Origin of the sequence: Methylocystis sp. (assembly GCF_051061225.1) — a bacterium.
Lineage (GTDB): Bacteria > Pseudomonadota > Alphaproteobacteria > Rhizobiales > Beijerinckiaceae > Methylocystis.
In genome coordinates, this window is the sequence record NZ_JBPFEB010000127.1 from 72,709 (window position 1) to 90,265 (window position 17,557).

15 protein-coding genes are annotated in these 17,557 nt (G+C 65.6%); 7 read left to right on the plus strand and 8 right to left on the minus strand.

Annotated elements, in window-relative coordinates:
* Window positions 1–76: 76 nt before the first annotated feature.
* The 6 genes from ACR652_RS21515 to ACR652_RS21540 all read left to right on the plus strand — a co-directional run bounded on the left by ACR652_RS21515 (window position 77) and on the right by ACR652_RS21540 (window position 7,251).
* The gene (locus ACR652_RS21515; RefSeq protein ID WP_434508521.1) at window positions 77–2,497 is read left to right on the plus strand and encodes a TonB-dependent receptor; all 2,421 of its coding nucleotides are present in this window, start codon (window positions 77–79) and stop codon (window positions 2,495–2,497) included.
* Window positions 2,498–2,598: 101 nt separating this feature from the next.
* Window positions 2,599–3,003: an EF-hand domain-containing protein gene (locus ACR652_RS21520; RefSeq protein ID WP_434508522.1), complete on the plus strand. Its 405-nt coding sequence runs from the start codon at window positions 2,599–2,601 to the stop codon at window positions 3,001–3,003.
* Between the two features lie 55 nt (window positions 3,004–3,058).
* Window positions 3,059–4,237, plus strand: a complete 1,179-nt coding sequence (locus ACR652_RS21525; protein WP_434508523.1) for an ABC transporter substrate-binding protein — start codon at window positions 3,059–3,061, stop codon at window positions 4,235–4,237.
* Window positions 4,234–5,313, plus strand: coding sequence for a YVTN family beta-propeller repeat protein (locus ACR652_RS21530; protein ID WP_434508524.1), 1,080 nt, complete (start codon window positions 4,234–4,236; stop codon window positions 5,311–5,313). The genes ACR652_RS21525 and ACR652_RS21530 overlap by 4 nt, the downstream gene beginning before the upstream one ends.
* Before the next feature lie 169 nt (window positions 5,314–5,482).
* A complete protein-coding gene (locus tag ACR652_RS21535; RefSeq protein WP_434508525.1) occupies window positions 5,483–6,229 on the plus strand; it encodes an ABC transporter ATP-binding protein in 747 nt (248 codons plus the stop codon).
* A 155-nt stretch (window positions 6,230–6,384) separates the two neighbouring features.
* Complete coding sequence (locus ACR652_RS21540) at window positions 6,385–7,251, plus strand: ABC transporter permease (RefSeq protein ID WP_434508526.1); 867 nt, start codon at window positions 6,385–6,387, stop codon at window positions 7,249–7,251.
* Window positions 7,252–7,255: 4 nt separating this feature from the next.
* Here the strand turns inward: ACR652_RS21540 and ACR652_RS21545 are convergent, their stop codons facing one another.
* The 3 genes from ACR652_RS21545 to ACR652_RS21555 all read right to left on the minus strand — a co-directional run bounded on the left by ACR652_RS21545 (window position 7,256) and on the right by ACR652_RS21555 (window position 9,327).
* Complete coding sequence (locus tag ACR652_RS21545; RefSeq protein ID WP_434508527.1) at window positions 7,256–8,176, minus strand: hypothetical protein; 921 nt, start codon at window positions 8,174–8,176, stop codon at window positions 7,256–7,258.
* Between the two features lie 55 nt (window positions 8,177–8,231).
* Window positions 8,232–8,759, minus strand: a complete 528-nt coding sequence (gene infC, locus ACR652_RS21550; protein ID WP_434508528.1) for a translation initiation factor IF-3 — start codon at window positions 8,757–8,759, stop codon at window positions 8,232–8,234.
* A 343-nt stretch (window positions 8,760–9,102) separates the two neighbouring features.
* Complete coding sequence (locus tag ACR652_RS21555; RefSeq protein ID WP_434508529.1) at window positions 9,103–9,327, minus strand: FmdB family zinc ribbon protein; 225 nt, start codon at window positions 9,325–9,327, stop codon at window positions 9,103–9,105.
* A gap of 159 nt (window positions 9,328–9,486) precedes the next feature.
* Between ACR652_RS21555 and ACR652_RS21560 the strand changes: the two genes are divergently transcribed.
* On the plus strand, window positions 9,487–11,220 hold the full coding sequence (locus tag ACR652_RS21560) for an acyl-CoA dehydrogenase (protein ID WP_434508530.1): 1,734 nt from the start codon (window positions 9,487–9,489) through the stop codon (window positions 11,218–11,220).
* A 28-nt stretch (window positions 11,221–11,248) separates the two neighbouring features.
* On the opposite strand, the gene glpD is transcribed toward ACR652_RS21560, so the two are convergent.
* The 5 genes from glpD to ACR652_RS21585 form a co-directional block, all read right to left on the minus strand.
* Entirely contained in the window at window positions 11,249–12,742 is a 1,494-nt protein-coding gene (gene glpD / locus ACR652_RS21565) for a glycerol-3-phosphate dehydrogenase (RefSeq protein ID WP_434508531.1), read from the minus strand.
* A gap of 146 nt (window positions 12,743–12,888) precedes the next feature.
* Window positions 12,889–14,229, minus strand: coding sequence for a DEAD/DEAH box helicase (locus tag ACR652_RS21570; RefSeq protein ID WP_434508533.1), 1,341 nt, complete (start codon window positions 14,227–14,229; stop codon window positions 12,889–12,891).
* 429 nt (window positions 14,230–14,658) lie between these two features.
* A complete protein-coding gene (locus ACR652_RS21575; RefSeq protein WP_434508534.1) occupies window positions 14,659–14,958 on the minus strand; it encodes a hypothetical protein in 300 nt (99 codons plus the stop codon).
* 37 nt (window positions 14,959–14,995) lie between these two features.
* Window positions 14,996–15,343 carry a hypothetical protein gene (locus ACR652_RS21580; protein ID WP_434508535.1) on the minus strand — a complete coding sequence of 116 codons (348 nt, stop codon included), beginning with the start codon at window positions 15,341–15,343 and terminating at the stop codon, window positions 14,996–14,998.
* 150 nt (window positions 15,344–15,493) lie between these two features.
* The gene (locus ACR652_RS21585; RefSeq protein WP_434508536.1) at window positions 15,494–17,425 is read right to left on the minus strand and encodes an OprO/OprP family phosphate-selective porin; all 1,932 of its coding nucleotides are present in this window, start codon (window positions 17,423–17,425) and stop codon (window positions 15,494–15,496) included.
* Between the last annotated feature and the right edge of the window lie 132 nt (window positions 17,426–17,557).

The window sequence follows — 17,557 nt, forward strand, 5'->3', positions numbered from 1 at the left end:
GTGACAAGGACGCGACGGGCGTGCCGACGCTATAAACGTCGCCGAGTTTGCAACACCGCACGACCCGCCCGGACATATGATGGCTCTCAACAGGCAAGTTTCGCTGATCGCGCTCGGCGCCGCCCTTCTCCCGGCCGCCGCCTTCGCCCAGCAGTCGCTCCCGACGATCGAGGTCGGCGCCGCGCCCCTGCGTTCGACGACGCCGCGCGGACCAAAGCCCGCCCCGGCGGCGGCTGCGTCCGGCCCGAGCCGTCCCGCCGCGCCGACGACCGCCCCTGTCCAGGCGGCTCCGGCGACCGCGCAGGTTTCGCCGGTGGTCATCCAATACGCCGTCCCGGCGGCGACCTATACGCTGTCGTCGAAGGAATTGCAGAACACGCGCGGCTTCGAGCTGGTCAGCAATCTCGCGCGCCAGTCTCCGGGCGTCAGCGTCAATGACGTCAATGGCAACCAGCTTCAGCCCGAAGTGGATTTTCGCGGTTTCGTCGCATCGCCCTCCGCCGGCACGCCGCAGGGCCTCGCGGTCTATCAGAACGGCATTCGCCTCAATGAGGCGTGGGGCGACAATGTCTATTGGGACATGATCCCCAATATCGCCATCGACCGCTCCACCATCGTCACCGGCAATCCGCTGTTCGGCCTCAACGCCATCGGCGGCGCCGTGGTGCTCGACATGAAGAACGGCTTCACCTGGCAGGGCTTCGAGGCCGATGGGCGCGGCGGCAGCCGCGGCCGGCGCCAGGGCTATGCGGAATATGGCGTGCAGGTCGGCCCCTACGCCGGCTATCTCGCCATGGAGGCGCTGGGCGACAACGGCTATCGCTATTTCTCGGGCGCGCAGATCAAGCGCCTTTATGGCGACATCGGCTACCGCGGCGACAGCGCCGAGATTCACGCCAATGTCACGCTCGCCGGCAACAAGATCAACGGCACGGGGCCGGCGCCGATCGAGGACGCGACCCGCAATCCCTGGGCGGTCTACACCACGCCGCAGTCGCAGAAGAACACGCTGTCGATGTTCGACATCAACGGCAATGTGCAGGCGTCCCCGAGCTGGAAACTCTTCGGCGACATCCATTACCGCGCCTTCGATCAGGCGCGCGTCGACGGCAATGCGACGGATTTCAATTGCCAGCAGGGCGACGCCTTCTGCCAGAACGGCGACGGCGCGACGACCTCGATCCCCAATTTCTTCGACGGGCAGATTCAACTCGGCGCCGTGAATCGCACATGGACGCGCTCCCGCACCATCGGCGGCACGGTTCAGGCGACGAATGATGACGTCTATTTCGGCTTCCACAACAAGATCACCTTCGGCGCGAGCCTCGATCAGGGCTGGACCTATTTCAACGGCAGTGAAGAACTCGGAATCATCCCGCCCAATCTGGTCGTGCAGGGGATCAACTATTACGTGGACGAACCGGCGAGCGGCGTCGCGCCGGTCGCCGTCAATTCGGGCAATTCCTATCTCGGCGTCTATGCGCTCGACACGCTCGACGTCACCAACCGGCTCAAGGTGACGGCGGGCGCGCGCTTCAACCGCGCGGGGGTCAGCCTCTATGATCTGCGCGGGACGGCGCTCAACGGCGCCGACGTCTTCACCCGCATCAATCCAGTCGCGGGCGCGACCTATGAGGTGCTGCCGAACAGCTTCGCCTACGCCAGCTACTCCGAAGCCAATCGCGCGCCGACGCCGCTGGAGCTTGGTTGCGCCGATCCGGCGCGTCCCTGCCTCATCGACACCTTCATGGTCTCCGATCCGCCGCTCAAGCAGGTGGAGTCGAACACGACCGAATTCGGCATGCGGGGCACGATCGAAATTCCGAAGGCGCTTCCGGCCGCCCGCGACTATTTTCCCGGTCTGCTGACGTGGAGCGCGGGGCTCTACCGCACGAATAATTTCAACGATATTCTCGCTGTCCCCAGCTCGATCCCCGGCCGCGGCTATTTCACCAATGCGGGCTCGACGCGGCGCGAGGGCGTGGAAGTCGCGCTGCGCTATGGCGACGAACGCCTCTCGGCCTACGCCAATTACACCATGACCATCGGAACGTTCCGCTCGGCGGTCACGCTCGGCTCGCCCAACAATCCGCTCGCGCAACAGTTCGGCAACGGCTCCATCCTCGTGACTCCCGGCGCCAATCTGACGTCGGTCGCGCCGCATCGCTTCAAGGCGGGCGCGGACTGGGCCGTCACGCCGCAATGGAAGCTGGGCGCGGACGTGCAATACACCGCCGGCTCCTTCATCCGCGGCGATGAAATCAACATCGGCGGCCGGTTGCCCTCCTACGCCTTGCTGAATCTGCGCACGTCCTATCAGATCACGCCGAACCTTCAGGTCTACGGCCTGTTCGAGAACGTCACCAACACGCGGGCGCGCAGCTTCGGCGCCTGGTTCGACACGCAGAACATCAGCTTCTTGACATACACAAATCCGCGCCTGGTCTCGCTCGGACCGCCGACGGGCATTTATGGCGGCGTCAAGTTCACCTATTGACGGGCGCCTGCCGCATCCGCGCCCAGCCTGCGTTTCGCGAGGCTGGCGCGCCGGAAAAGGCGCCCATATATTCCGGGAGTTCTTCCCGACAGGAGCTTGCCATGAACAGATTGCTTCTCGCTGGCGTCTTCGCCCTCGCGGGCGTTCTCGCCGCCCCGGTTGCGCCGGCGCTGGCCAAGAAGGCCGGATCGGCCGCCGCCAGGCTCGACACGGACAACGACTCGACAGTCGACCTCAACGAGGCGAACAAGGCGGCCGAGGCGCTCTTCGACAAGCTCGACAAGGACAAGGACGGCACGCTCGACAAGAAGGAGCTTCAGGGCCGGCTGACGCGGGAAAGCTTCGCCGCCGCCGATCCCGACAAGGACGGCACGCTGACCCGGGACGAATTCCTGTCCGCCATCTCCTCGCTATTCAAAGACGCCGATCCGGACAATGATGGGACGCTCGACGCCAAGGAGCTGGCCTCAAAGAAGGGCAAGGATCTGGTGCGCGCCACGCATTGAGCCCGCGCTGGCGCGCGGACTTGATCCCGCGCGCCAAAGCGGCCATTTAGGAGGCATGAAAAGCCTCGCCGCCGCTTTGTTTTTGTTGCTCGCCGCCACCCCCGCCGTGGCGGAGGCGCTTGACCTCAAGGTCGGCGTGCTGCGGGAGCCGCACTCGCGCGAGACGCTCTCCATCCTCGACATTCCCGCCGCCGACGATACGCTTGCCGGCGCGCTGCTCGGCGCCGCCGACAACAACACCACCGGCAAATTCACCCATCAGACCTACGAGGCCATCGACCAGACGCTCGACGAGGGCGCCGATGTCGCCGCCGCCATCGACGCGCTCGCCGACAAGGGCGCGCGTCTCATCATCGCGGACCTCGCCGCCGACCGCCTGCTCGCCGCGAGCGAGCGCGCGAAAGCGAAGGGCGCTCTGCTGTTCAACGTCTCGGCGCCGGACGAGAAGCTGCGCGAGGAGGACTGTCGCGCCAATGTGATTCATGTCGCCCCATCGCGCGCCATGCTCGCCGATGGACTCGCGCAATATCTCGTCTGGAAGCAGTGGCGCAAATGGCTGCTGGTCAAGGGCTCGCATCCCGCTGACGAACTGCTCGCGCAGGCCTATCGCCACGCCGCGAAGAAATTCGGCGCGAAGATCGTCGAGGAGCGCGTCTACGAGGATACGGGCGGCGGACGACGCAGTGATTCAGGCTCCGTGCAGACGCAGCGGCAAATGCCGGTGCTCACGCAGAACGCCGCCGCCTATGACACGCTCGTCGCCGTCGACGAGAGCGAGGTTTTCGCGGGCTATCTGCCCTATCGCACATGGGACCCGCGACCCGTCGCAGGGTCGGCGGGACTCTATCCGACGAGCTGGGACCCGGCCCATGAGCAATGGGGCGCGCATCAATTGCAGAACCGCTTCATGGCGACCTTTCGCCGGCTGATGAACGCGCGCGACAACAACGCCTGGCTCGCCATGCGCATGATTGGCGAAGCGGCGACGCGCGCCAATTCCGCCGATCCTGAAAAGCTGCGCGCCTTCATCGCCAGCCCGGAATTTTCCATCGCCGCCTTCAAGGGCGTGCGGCTGACGCTGCGCCCGTGGAATCAGCAGTTGCGGCAGCCGATCCTTCTCTCCGACGGACGCATGACCGTCTCCGTCTCGCCGCAGGAAGGGTTCCTGCATCAGGTGAGCGAACTCGACACGCTGGGCTTCGATCAGCCCGAAACGAAATGCAGGTTGAAATGACGAAGGCCCCCTCCCTCTCCCTTCCCCGTTTCACGGTGGAGGGGATGCTCACGATCCGCGCTTTCAATGAAGGCCCGGCTCTGCTCCCTCTCCCGCGCAGCGGGGGAGGGCTGAGGGGGCTTCTCGCGGCAATTCTCTGCGCCGCCCTGATCCCCTCCCCCGCCCGCGCCTACACGGCCTACATCAGCAATGAGAAGGGCAACTCCATCACCGTGATCGACACGGACAAGCTCGAAGCGACCGCGACTGTCAAAGTCGGCCGCCGGCCACGCGGCATCGAGCTCAACAAGGACGGCTCCGAGCTCTACATCTGCGCCGGCGACGACGACGCCATTCAGGTGCTCGACACAAGGACGCTGAAACTGACAGGCAAGCTGCCGTCCGGGCCCGATCCGGAGCTGCTGGCGCTCTCGCCCGGCGGCGACACGATTTACGTTTCCAATGAGAACGACAATCTCGTCACGATGATCGACGTGAAGCGCAGGGAGCAGATCGGCGATATTCCCGTCGGCGTCGAGCCCGAGGGCATGGCGGTGAGCCCGGACGGCAAGCTTCTCGTCAATACGTCCGAAACAACGAATATGGCGCATCTCATCGATACGCAGACCAAGGCGATCGTCGCGAATATTCTCGTCGACGGGCGCCCGCGCTTCGCCGAATTCAAGAAGGACGGCTCGGAGCTTTGGGTGTCGTCCGAGGTCGGCGGCACGGTGGCGGTGATTGATCCGGCCAAGCGCGAACTGAAACAGAAGATCAGTTTCGAGATTCCCGGCATGTCGAAGGAGGCCATTCAGCCGATCGGCATTTCCATCACGAAAGACGGCAAGCGCGCTTTCGTCGCGCTCGGCCCGGCGAACCGCGTCGCGGTGGTCGACGCGGAAACGAAGAAGGTCGAGAAATATCTGCTGGTCGGCCAGCGCGTCTGGCACCTGGCCTTCACGCCCGACGAAAAATATCTGCTCACAGCCAACGGCGTGTCGAATGACGTGTCGATCATCGACGTCGCCAGTCTGAAGGTGGTGAAGTCCATCCCCGTGGGATCGTTTCCCTGGGGCGTCGTGGTGGCGCCGAAATGAACGGGCGCATGTCGTTGCGAGACCCCCTCCCCACCCCTCCCCCGCTGCGCGGGAGAGGGAGCAGATTGGCGCCTTCCTCAAGATTGCTGATCGGGAGGGTCCTCTCTCCCGCGAAGCGGGGGAGGGACAGGGAGGGGGCCTGCCAACATACGACAACGTCACCCGCGCCATGACGACTCCCGCCCTCAGCATCAGGAACGTCAGCCATTCCTATGGCCCACGCAAGGCGCTCGATGACGTCTCCTTCGACGTCGCGCCCGGCAGCTTCACTGTACTGCTGGGGCTGAACGGCGCTGGCAAGAGCACGCTGTTTTCGCTCATCACGCGCCTCTACGTCGCGCGCGGCGGCGAGATCGACATTCTCGGCGCCAATGTCCTGCGGGAGCCCGGCGCGGCGTTGCGACGACTCGGCGTGGTGTTTCAGGCGCGCACGCTCGATCTCGAATTGAGCCTGATGCAAAATCTGATCTATCACGCGGCGCTGCACGGCATCGGCCCGCTGGAGGCGCGCCGTCTCGGACTCGAGGCGCTGCAACGCGCGGGTCTCGCGGAACGCGGCGCTGACAAGGCGCGGGCGCTTTCGGGCGGGCAGATGCGCCGTGTGGAGATCGCCCGCGCTTTGCTGCACAAGCCCCGCCTGCTGCTGCTCGACGAGCCAACCGTCGGCCTCGACATCAAGGCGCGCGCCGATCTGCTCGCGCATGTGCGCGGCCTCGTGCGCGACGAAGGGCTTGGCGTCTTGTGGACCACGCATCTGATCGACGAGATCGCGGAGGACGATCAGGTGGTGATCCTGCATCAGGGCAAGGTGCTGGCGAACGGCGTGGCGCGGGAGATCGTGGCGCAGAGCGGCGCCGGGGACATTGGCGCCGCTTTCGCGAAGATCACCGGCGCCAGCGAGAAGGCGCTGGCATGAGCGGCAAAGTAAGTGGCGGGGCCTGCCCCTCACCCCGGCCCTCTCCCCGCAAGCAGGAGAGGGAGCGGCGCCCCAATCCCCTCTCCCCGCCTGCGGGGAGAGGGTTAGGGTGAGGGGCAGGCCACATCAGCAATGAAAACCGAAAGCCTCAGTCCGTGACCGAAAGTCAGCACAGCGGCCTTGCTCCTCACCCCGCAAGCGGGGAGAGGGAGAGCGGCTTCACGCTTCACCAATATCTCATCTGCCTCGGGGGCGTGGTCTGGCGCGAGGGGCTGCGTTTTCTGCATCAGCGCGAGCGGTTCATATCGGCGCTGGTGCGGCCGCTGGTGTGGCTGTTCATCTTCGCGGCGGGATTCCGGCAGGTGCTCGGCGTGTCGATCATCCCGCCCTACGAGACCTACATCCTCTACGAGGTCTATATTGCGCCGGGCCTCATGGCGATGATCCAGCTCTTCAACGGGATGCAGTCGTCCCTTTCGATGGTCTACGACCGCGAGATGGGCAATATGCGCACGCTGCTGGTCTCGCCCTTCCCGCGTTGGTTCCTGCTCGGGTCGAAGCTGCTGGCCGGCGTCGCCGTCTCGATTCTGCAGGTCTACGCCTTCCTGCTCATCGCCTATTTCTGGGAAATCGAGCCGCCGACAAAGTGGGGCTATCTCACCGTGCTGCCGGCGCTGGCGCTTGCCGGACTGATGCTCGGCGCGCTCGGCATGCTGCTGTCGTCGCTGATCAAGCAGCTCGAGAACTTCGCCGGGGTGATGAACTTCGTGATTTTCCCAATGTTCTTCGCCTCCTCCGCGCTCTATCCGCTCTGGCGCGTGAAGGAGTCGAGCCCCTGGCTCTATTACGTCTGCGAGGCGAATCCGTTCACCCACGCCGTGGAGTTGATCCGCTTCGCCTTCTACCAGCAGGTCGCCTGGACCTCGCTCGCCGTGCTCGTCGCCTATGCGAGCGTATTTCTCGTCGGCGCGATCATCGCCTATGATCCGGCGCGCGGCATGCTGATGCGCAAGGGCGGCTGACCGCTTACTTCTTGCCCTTGGCCTTGCCCGCGCTTTCCTCGGCGGCGACGGTTTCGGCGTAGCCTTCCGGGAGTTTCACGCCGCCCGCCAGTTGGGCGCCAAGCGCGATGACCCGCGCTTCCGTCAGGCGCAGCGCGCAATAGCCGAAATCGGATTCCTTCGCGTAGGACCGGCACACTTCCTCGCGCCAGGAGGAGAAGCCCGCCTGCTCCTTCACGACGAAGCCGCGCACCAGCTTGTCCTTGCTGTTGCGGTCGTAAAGGGCCTTGAAATCCGAGCGCACGGTCTTCTCGACCGCCGCGCGGGAGCCGAGCATCTCCTCGGCCTTCTTCGGGTCGAAGTCGCTTTCCGGCGTTCCCCACAGGCCGCTCGGATCGGCGCGGCAATCCGCTTCCTTGATCTCGCAGGCCTTGCCGTCATTGGTCACGAGAACGGCGCCGTCGAGCACGTCCAGCGTGAACGGACAGGCCGGGAAGGACGCGACCTGATAGCGGCGCAGGCCGGCTCCACTGTCGCGCGGCGTCAGCTTGAGCGGCATGCCCGAAACCTCGACGCGGCATTCCTCGCCGGAACGGGAGAGCCGGTCGCCCGAGAGGGTCAGCTTGGCGATCTGCAGATCGGCGCCGCCCGCGCGTGAGAACTCGATGGCGCTGCCATTGCCGTCGAGCTTCAGCGTCTTGCCGATGATCGTGTCCTCGGACGGGGCCTTCGGCATCACCACGGGGCCGCGCGCGGAGCCGATCTCGCCGCTGCTCAGCTTCTTCTTCGGCCGCGCCGGCGAAGCCACCGACCCCTCCGGGGTGGGCTCGACCGCGCCGGGAAGCGCGAGCTGGGCGGAGACAGGCGAAACCGCGGCGGCGGCGCAGAAAAACGCGGCTGCCCCCGCCGCCCAAGAAAGAATTGTCCAGGACGGCGCAATCGACATTTGTAAAACCCAGCCCTTCCCCATACCCGCCGGCGACGCCGGCGAGCGCAGCGCCTTATCTCGGCGCGAGAACCATCACCATCTGCCGGCCTTCCATGGACGGCTCAAGCTCGACCTTCGCCATGTCGGCCGTCTCGGCCTTCACGCGGGTCATGAGACGGAAACCAATGTCCTGATGGGCGATCTCGCGACCACGGAACCGCAGCGTCACCTTGACCTTGTCGCCTTCCTCGAAGAATCGGCGCACGGCCTTCATCTTGACGTCGTAATCGTGCTCGTCGATGCCGGGGCGAAGCTTGATCTCCTTGACCTCGACGACCTTCTGCTTCTTGCGCGCCTCGGCGGCCTTCTTCTGCTCGGCGAAGCGGAAGCGTCCGTAATCGAGGATCTTGCAGACGGGCGGCGTGGAATTCGGGGCGATCTCGACGAGATCGAGCCCGGCCTGCTCGGCCAGGGTCATCGCGTCCGGAAATTGCACGATGCCATGATTCTTGCCTTCGGAATCGATCAATTGCACTTCGCGCGCACGAATTTCACGATTGATGCGCGGGCCTTCCTTCTGCGGCGCCGCGATGCTCTTCATTGGCCTGCGAATGGATCGTTCTCCTTGGCAGTGGCCGAAATCTCCGGCCATCGATTGAAACAGGCGCCTTCCGTCAGCCGGTCGAGGCGCTTCCCGAAGGGGGTTTTCGAAGTACGGGAGATTCTCACGAAAGGCCAGCAAGTCAACTGCCGAAATCGGCCAGAACCCCATAATTCGCGCGAAACCGGACCGCGGAGGTCATTCTGCATCACCTCCACGCCCTCGTGCGGCGCATCCTCAGGCGCGGTTGCCTGATCGCGCGGCTTTTCGACCCCCGCGTCAGGCACATAGCGCGAAACACTTTTGCGACAGCCCCTCCTCCCGCACCCCGCAGGGTCGCCCGTCAGTCGGCGAGCGCCGGGCAACCTGCGCAGGGCGCCCCGCCGGCCATCGCCGCGCAGCTTTCGCCCACTCCCGTATCGCCGCCGGCGGCGGGCCTGGCGATCAGCGAAAGCTGCCGCTCCACCTGCGCGGCGCCGCAAGCGGGGCATTCCGGGGTTTCCTCGAAGCGCGCGAGCGTCTCGAATTCATGGGCGCAGGTCTGGCAACGGAACGCGTAGAGCGGCATATCTGGCGGCCTCCTGTTTTGGCGTCGTCGTATTTTACCCGCCCCAAGGCATGGTCGGGAAGCCGAAACGGCGTCGCAGGCGCGCTGGCCGGCGCGGCGCCCTAGTTGGCCATGTGCAGCCTGCTAGATTTGCGGCGACGATTCGCATCAGAGGAAAAAATGACCTATCGCGCCCCGCTTCAGGATCTCGTCTTCTCCCTTCGTCTGGCGGCGGGCCGGGAGGCGCTGGAAGCGGACGGACTCTACGCCGATCTCGCCGGCGGGCTTGCCGAGCAGACCCTCGCCGAGGCGGCCAGATTCGCGGAAGGCCAGTTGCTTCCGCTCGACCGCGAGGGCGACCGCATCGGCGCGCGCTTCGCCGACGGCGCCGTGATCACCGCGCCGGGCTGGCGCGAGGCCTATGCGCAATGGCGCGCCGGCGGATGGAACGCCATCGCGGCCGACCCCGATTTCGGCGGCATGGGTCTCCCCGCCCTGCTCAACGCCGCCTGCACGGAAATCTGGAACGCGGCGAATATCTCCTTCGCGCTCTGCCCGCTGTTGAGCCATGGCGGCGTCGAGGCGCTGGAATCCCACGCCAGCGACGCGCTCAAGGAGACCTATCTCGGCAAGATCGTCAGCGGCGAATGGACCGCGACGATGAACCTCACCGAGCCGCAGGCGGGCTCCGATCTCGCGCTGCTGCGCACGCGCGCCGCGCGCCACCCCGACGGCTCCTACCGGCTCACCGGGCAGAAGATCTTCATCACCTATGGCGAGCACGATCTCGCGGACAACATCGCGCATCTCGTGCTCGCCCGCCTGCCCGACGCCCCCGCGGGCGTGAAGGGCATTTCGCTCTTCCTCGTCCCCAAATTCCTGCCCGACGCATCGGGCGCCTTCACCCGCCGCAACGACGTGCGCTGCGCGGGGATCGAGCGCAAGCTCGGCATCCACGCCTCGCCGACCTGCACCATGATCTATGAGGACGCCGCCGGCTTCCTCATCGGCGAGGAAAACAACGGCCTCGCCTGCATGTTCACCATGATGAACAACGCCCGCCTCTCCGTGGGGCTCCAGGGCGTGGCGCTGGCCGAGCGCGCGACGCAGGCGGCGCTGGCCTATGCGCGCGAGCGCAGGCAGGGACGCGCGCCGGGCGCGTCCGAAACCAGCGCGATCGTCGAGCACCCAGATGTGGCGCGCATGCTGCTGACCATGGCGAGCCTGACCGCCGCCGCCCGCGCCATCTGTTTCGAGACAGCCGCCTCGATCGACCGCGCGCGTCGCGACGCCGATCCGGCGCGGGCCAGGGAAGCGGACGAACGCGCGAGCCTGCTGACGCCGGTCGCCAAGGCCTTCTCGACCGACATCGGCAATGACGTGACGTCGCTGGCCGTGCAGGTTCATGGCGGCATGGGCTATATCGAGGAGACGGGCGTCGCCCAGCTCATGCGCGACGCGCGCATCTGCGCGATTTACGAGGGCACGAACGGCATTCAGGCCATCGACCTCGCCGGCCGCAAGCTGGCCATGTCGGGCGGCGCGAGGGCGCGGCGCGAAATCGACGACATGCGCGCCATCGCGCGCGAGAGTGGCGAAGCGGCGCTTGCCGAGGCGGTCGAGGCGTTGGCGCAGGCGAGCGAGCACATGGCGCGGGCGATGAAGGACGCCCCGGCCCAGGGCCTCGCCGGCGCGACGCCTTATCTGCGCCTGTTCGCGCTGGCCCGCGGCGGCACGCTGCTGGAGAAGGGCGCGAAGCTGGCGCGTCGCGAGAACGATCCCAACGCGAAACGGTATGAAACGCTGTCGCGCTTCTTTGCGAAGAACGTCGCCGTCGCCGCGCCGGGACTGGCGCGCATGGTGATGGAGGGGGCGGAGTCGGTGACGGACGCACGGGCGGCGCTCGGGAGTTGACCTCTCCCCGCCTGCTCCCCTTTGCCCCTCACCCCAGCCCTCTCCCCGCCTCGCGGGGAGAGGGAGTAGCCATGTAATCGCGCAGCGCCCGCTGCTGATCCTCGCTCATATGCAGCCCGAGCTTCGAGCGGCGCCACAGCACGTCATCGGCGGTGCGCGCCCATTCGTTTTCGACGAGATGGCGCAGTTCCGCTTCGGTGAGCCCGCAGCCGAAATCGCGCCCGAGATCCGCCATGGCGCGCGCATGTTTCAGGAATTGCCCGGCGCGCGTTCCATAGGCGCGGGCGAGGCGGCGCGCGAGCCTGGCGCCGAGGAACGGCTTTTCGCTTTCAAGACGCGCGACGACCTCCTCGAACGCCATGTCGCCGCCGGGAAAAACCGCGCCCGCCGTCCATGCGGCGCCATGCGGCGGCAGATAGGGCGCGAGATCGTCGAGCGCGTGCTCCGCGAGGCGGCGGGCCGTGGTGATCTTGCCGCCAAAAACCGAGAGCGCCGGCGGCGCCCCGCCCGGCGCGTCGAGATCGAAGGCGTAGTCGCGCGTCACCACCGACGCGTTCAGCGCGCCGTCGTCATAGAGCGGCCGCAACCCGGAATAGCTCCAGACGATCTCGTTGCGTGTCACCGGAACGCGCAGGAAGTGATTGATGGAGTCGAGCAGATACTCGGTCTCGGCCTCGCTGATGCCGACGGCGCCCGGCGCACCCTCATAAGGAACGTCGGTGGTGCCGATCAGCGTGAAATCCTGCTCATAGGGAATGGCGAAGACGATGCGGCCGTCGGGATTCTGCAAGATATAGGCGTGCGCGCCGTCATGGAGCCTGCGCGTCACCAGATGCGAGCCCTTCACCAGCCGCACATGCTTGCGCGAGCGCACATGCAGCGCGTCTTCGATCACTTGCGAAACCCATGGCCCCGCCGCATTGACGAGCGCGCGCGCCTCGATCTGCGTTCCGTCTTCGAGCGTGGCCAGCCATCGGCCGTTCTCGCGACGGGCCCGCGTCAGCCGCGCGCCGACGCTGATCGTCGCGCCGCGTTCCTTTGCGTCGAGCGCATTGAGAACGACAAGGCGCGAGTCTTCCACCCAGCAATCCGCATAGGTGAATCCGACCGTGTAGCTTTCGCGAAGAGGCGCGCCCAGCGCATTGCCCTTGAGGGAGATCATATGCGACCCCTCGAGGCGCTTGCGGCGCGCGAGATGGTCGTAGAGAAACAGCCCGAGCCGCAGCATCCATGCCGGGCGCAAGCCCTTCTCGTGCGGCAGAACGAACTTCAGCGGCCAGATGATGTGCGGCGCGGCGGCAAGCAGCAATTCGCGCTCGGCCAGCGCCTCATGCACGAGGCGGAACTCATACAGCTCCAGATAGCGCAGGCCGCCGTGAATGAGCTTGGTCGAGGCGGACGATGTTCCGCTGGCGAGGTCGTGCTGTTCGACGAGACGCACGGACAGGCCGCGCCCGGCCGCGTCGCGCGCGATGGCGCAGCCATTGATTCCGCCGCCGACAATGAGAAGATCGAAGATCATGCGCCGCCCTTTTTCACCCCATGCTCAATCTATGGCGGCGGGGGAAAGGCGCAAGCTCGGCGTGGGGAGCCCCTCCCCCGTTACGCGGGAGAGGGATGAAGTGAGTGTCTCTCCCGCGATCACGCGGGAGAGACAGAAAGTGAGCCTTACCCCTGCGGCGCGCGCGCCGGCGGGCGGCCGCCGCCGAAAGCGCGGCGCTTCTGGCCATTGGCCGGGCGTTGCCCGCCCGGATGCTGGCCGTCGCGGTGCTGCCCCTCGCGGCGCGGATGCTTCGGCGCGTTGCGGGCGCCGGCATGGCTCTTCGGCGCCCCGCCGCGCGGCGCGCGACGCGCCGGCTGCGCGTCGTCGTGACGCTGATCCGCGCTGCGGCGGTCCGTTACCGGAAGCGACTGGCGCGTGAGCTTTTCGATCTGCCGCAGCAGCGGACGCTCGCCATTGTCGCAGAGCGAAATGGCGCGGCCCGAGGCGCCGGCGCGCGCGGTGCGGCCGATGCGGTGAACGTAAGCCTCCGGCGTCTCCGGCAGTTCGTAATTCACGACATGGGACACGCCGTCGACGTCGATGCCGCGCGCGGCGATGTCGGTCGCGACCAGCACGCGCGTGCGGCCCTTGCGGAACGAGTCGAGGGCGCGAATGCGCTGGCTCTGGCTCTTGTTGCCATGGATCGCCTCGGCGCCGACGCCGGCGGCGTCGAGATGCTGCGCCACGCGATCCGCGCCGCGCTTGGTGCGCGTAAAGACGATGGCGCGCGAAATCTCGGCGTCGTTCATCAGTTCGATCAGCATGTCGCGCTTGGCGCCGCCGTCGACGAGGAAGACATGCTGATCCACGCGCTCGGCGGTGGTCGCCACCGGCGTCACCGACACCTGCGCCGGCTCACGCAGCATGTCCTGCGCGAGACCCGCGATCTCCTTCGGCATGGTGGCCGAGAACAGCAGCGTCTGGCGCTGCTTGGGGAGCTTGGCGACGATCTGGCGGATCGGCACGATGAAGCCGAGATCGAGCATGTGATCGGCTTCGTCGAGGACGAGCACTTCCGTCGAGGCGAGCCGCATGCGGCCGCTGGCGACATGATCCAGCAGACGGCCCGGAGTCGCGACGAGCACGTCGAGGCCGCGCGCCAGCATGTCGATCTGCGGACGATGCGAAACGCCGCCGACGATGACGCCGACGCTCGGGCGCATGAACTGGCCATAGGCGCGGAAACTGTCGGCGATCTGCGCGGCGAGCTCGCGCGTCGGGGCCAGCACCAGCGCGCGGGCGGTGAAGGGAGCCGGACGGCGCCGGTCGGCGGCGAGGCGCTCCAGAATGGGCAGGGCGAAAGCGGCCGTCTTGCCGGTGCCGGTCTGCGCGATGCCGAGAAGGTCGCGACCCTCCAGCAGATAGGGGATGGCCTGAGCCTGGATGGAGGTGGGGGTCTCATAGCCCTCGTGAGCAAGGGCGCGTAGCAGAATCTCGGCGAGGCCGAGATCGGAAAATGTGGTCACTGAGCTTCTTTCATGAAGGATCAACGGCCGCGTCCGTAGAGCGGGCGCAGGTCGCATGTCCGGTAAAGGGGGAGACATGCCCCGCGTATCGGGCCGTCGGTAGAAATGTCGTCAAAGGCTCGACAGCTGGTCGGAGGCCCCTTGGTGGGCAGAACTCCGATTACGCGGCTGGAGCGCCTGATGCTGCGGCGCAGCCAGACTGCGATACAGGACGGCGGCGCTGCGGTCAACCATGAAGGGCCAAAAAGCGCGGACGTGCGTATGGACACCGAGGCGGAAAGCCAGCGGTATGGAAACTGAAAAGCCTGGACAACCATCCACGGCCACGCTTGAGCGCGCGGCGTATATCGCCAGCCTGCGCCGCGCGCCCGTCATTTTTGCGCCAGCATGCGCCTCTCGTCTCCATCGGGGCCAGAGCGGACAAAGGCCTCAACAGACATTCTCAAAAGCCCAATCCCTGTCGTTGTACTGGTAACAAGGGTTTGCCCTGTAAACTGTCACGCCGAACATTTCGACCGGAACCAATGCCGGGCTGGGATTTGCGTTGTTGGCTGCTTGACGGTAGCCCCTCGCATAGCCGGCGCGGTATCCCGCATCGTAGCCTTTCTTGAAATTGCGGTGCTTTCCGGCGACGGGTTGGGCGCTAACAGCTCCAGCCGCAAAAGACTCCGGCGCCATCAAAGGAAAGATGGCGGCGATGGCCACAATCAGTCGAATTTCACGAAACATGCGCCCTCTCCAACTCTGTTCACCGCGTCTCTGACCACTATTGCTTCGTCGAGCCGGACGCGGAGCCGATCAGTTTCTCGATGACTTCGAGGCTGAACGCGACCTTGGACGCGGACTGGTCAATGCAGACCGTCTTGACTTCGTCGCTTCCCGGAACCTTGGGCGTCGGGAAGTTCAAAACGATGATTTTCAGGCCGGTCGTCCAGACCGCGACGGTCTTGCCGTTGGCGCCCTCGCCGCGCAGCAGTTCGGCATAATTGTGGTCGACGAGATATTGCTGCGCCCGTTGCCGGTCGACGCATCCGCTCAATTCATTCGCCGGCTGCGCCTGGGCGGAAACGCACAGGAAAATCAGACAACCGAAGAAGAGCGCCCAAAGTCTCATGAGTTCCCCGTTCCTTGCGAGGCTTCCGACCCAGACGAGCCGTCCAGCCGAGTCTTCTGAGACAAAAACTATCTGCAAAGCCTCGCCATGAAAAGCAGCCTGCGCTCCCTTTCGGGAGCGCAGGCCTGATTTCTCGACTGGAGTCGAGGACTAGAAGTAGACCTTCACGCGTCCCTCGAGGAAGGTCGGGTGCGAGCCGCCCTCATACGTGGACTGCGGATTCCAGTTCAGAGGCGATTTCAGCGACAGAACGTGAGTCGCGTTGAACTGGAAGGCGACGCCTGCGTCAGGATACCAGTTGATGCCGGCCGTCACATTCTGCTGGTAACCGCCATAGATGCCAGAGTTGCCGATCGCGTTCGCCAACAGGATGGCGTTGGCGCCCTGGGCCGACCCGCCGGTCGCGATCGGGCCGTTGAACAACCCGAACGCGTTGTTGGCGTAGGCGAGCGCATTGTTGATGTTCCCGCCGGAGAACGGACCGTTGTTCAGGTTGAGAACGCTCCAGCGGCCAACCAGGCCCCACGCGCCCCAGCCGCCCTTGGAGAAGGGGTCCTTGATCTTCAACTGGCCGAAGGTGACGCCGTTCTTGTCCTTCATGTCGTAGGACTGCGCTTTTTCTTCGCCGGTGATCCACCACTCGCCCTGGACATAGCCGCCGCTCGCCACGTAACGCGAGTTTCCGGGCGACAGGTAGATGCCCTGTGCTTGCGTCGCGTTGGGTCCGAGTTGCACCTGGGCGAATGTCGCGGCCGCAGCGCTGTTGCGATTGTAGTTCGCCAGCAGATACTCACCCTGAACGAAGAAGTTCTTGTAGGACGCCGCGGCTTCGATATCGAGCTTTTCGATATCTTTGACGCAGTTCGTCCCCGCGGCGTTGTAGGTGTTCCAGCCAGGGGTCGTCGAAAGGGCGCCGCTCTGCCTGAAGCGTCCGCAGGACAGATCGGTGGTTCCGAGGAAGTTCGTCCCCATGACGTTGGCTTCCGACCCGAGGCGGTTGCCGGGCGCCATGTTGCGATCGTCGCTATAGGCGGTCGAGTTGTTCGGCTGGTGGTAGCTGCCGGCGACGCCGATATGCACGAGGCTGTGCTCGTCACGGATCGGCGCCCAGGTCACGCGGCCGGTGGCCTCCCAATAAGCGCCGCCGCCCCAGGGCTGATACCAGTTGGCGTTGGTGACGCCGACGCCGTTGTACTGCGGAACGATGACGCCGAAGTTGCCGGACGACGTATTGACCGGACGCATGTTCAGATCCTGGAAGCTCAGCGAGTAGAGACCGAAGTGAGCTGTCCAGTTGTCCTTGCCGATCATGCCGGCGGCGATGCCGAGGTGGCGGAACGGCGCGATGGCGTCGACCGCGAGCGGACGCTCGATCGTGTCGCGATATTTCGAGGACGCGAGCGCCTCCAAGCTGAAGGACTCATACTGGCTGCCGATCTTGAAGTAGACCGGCTCGGCCAGCCACGGAGCCGACAGACGCGGGTCTTGCACGCCGAGATAGGCGTCACGCCAGCCACCCCAGAGGAAGTTGCGGTCGGTAACGTAGTTGTTCGACCATTGCGCCAGGCCGGTGTTGACGTTCGCGTTGGGCAGGTTGGTGTTCCAAAGCTGCACAGTGGAGTTCGCGAAGTCGTACTGCATCTTGTAGAACCAAGAATGCATCTTGCCTTCGACTTCGAGACGCGCCTGGCCGAAGCCGACATTGCCCTGCCAGCCGTTGCCGGGCGAACCGGCCGTGCCGCCGCCATCCACGAACAGGCGGCCGCCAACCTTGAACATGAATTCCTTGTCTTCGGTCTCGATCTGCAAGCCCTTGCCGAAGCCCATATTGACGAAGACCGGCGGGGGCGGCGGCGGCGCGTGCGGATCGGGAGCGCCCTTCACGACGGCGGCGTTGGCGACATTGGTCGCCCTGGCGGCCTGCGCCTTCGCATCTTTCGCTTCCTTGCGCAGCTTGGCGATCTCGGATTCGAGAGCGCGCAAGCGCGCGTCGATCGCGCTCGCGTCGATCGCGTGCGCCGCCGTCGCCGAAAGAAGCGCGCCTACAGCAACGCCCCCGACAGCCCATTTCCTTAGCAACATCAGAGAACTCCCCGAGCAGTGAATTTCCGCGACACTCAAGCCGGGGCTGCATGACAGTGCCGTGACAGAAAGGGCCGCGCTAAAGGCCCTGGACGCAGTCACGCCTGACATGTGGCGCAAATGCCACAATTT

What these genes read in the sequence shown, in the direction of transcription:
- ACR652_RS21515 (WP_434508521.1), top strand. Translation starts at nt 77, where the DNA reads ATGATGGCTCTCAACAGGCAAGTTTCGCTGATCGCGCTCGGCGCCGCC.
- ACR652_RS21520 (WP_434508522.1), top strand. Translation starts at nt 2,599, where the DNA reads ATGAACAGATTGCTTCTCGCTGGCGTCTTCGCCCTCGCGGGCGTTCTC.
- ACR652_RS21525 (WP_434508523.1), top strand. Translation starts at nt 3,059, where the DNA reads ATGAAAAGCCTCGCCGCCGCTTTGTTTTTGTTGCTCGCCGCCACCCCC.
- ACR652_RS21530 (WP_434508524.1), top strand. Translation starts at nt 4,234, where the DNA reads ATGACGAAGGCCCCCTCCCTCTCCCTTCCCCGTTTCACGGTGGAGGGG.
- ACR652_RS21535 (WP_434508525.1), top strand. Translation starts at nt 5,483, where the DNA reads ATGACGACTCCCGCCCTCAGCATCAGGAACGTCAGCCATTCCTATGGC.
- ACR652_RS21545 (WP_434508527.1), bottom strand. Translation starts at nt 8,176, where the DNA reads ATGTCGATTGCGCCGTCCTGGACAATTCTTTCTTGGGCGGCGGGGGCA.
- infC (WP_434508528.1), bottom strand. Translation starts at nt 8,759, where the DNA reads ATGAAGAGCATCGCGGCGCCGCAGAAGGAAGGCCCGCGCATCAATCGT.
- ACR652_RS21555 (WP_434508529.1), bottom strand. Translation starts at nt 9,327, where the DNA reads ATGCCGCTCTACGCGTTCCGTTGCCAGACCTGCGCCCATGAATTCGAG.
- ACR652_RS21560 (WP_434508530.1), top strand. Translation starts at nt 9,487, where the DNA reads ATGACCTATCGCGCCCCGCTTCAGGATCTCGTCTTCTCCCTTCGTCTG.
- glpD (WP_434508531.1), bottom strand. Translation starts at nt 12,742, where the DNA reads ATGATCTTCGATCTTCTCATTGTCGGCGGCGGAATCAATGGCTGCGCC.
- ACR652_RS21575 (WP_434508534.1), bottom strand. Translation starts at nt 14,958, where the DNA reads ATGTTTCGTGAAATTCGACTGATTGTGGCCATCGCCGCCATCTTTCCT.
- ACR652_RS21580 (WP_434508535.1), bottom strand. Translation starts at nt 15,343, where the DNA reads ATGAGACTTTGGGCGCTCTTCTTCGGTTGTCTGATTTTCCTGTGCGTT.
- ACR652_RS21585 (WP_434508536.1), bottom strand. Translation starts at nt 17,425, where the DNA reads ATGTTGCTAAGGAAATGGGCTGTCGGGGGCGTTGCTGTAGGCGCGCTT.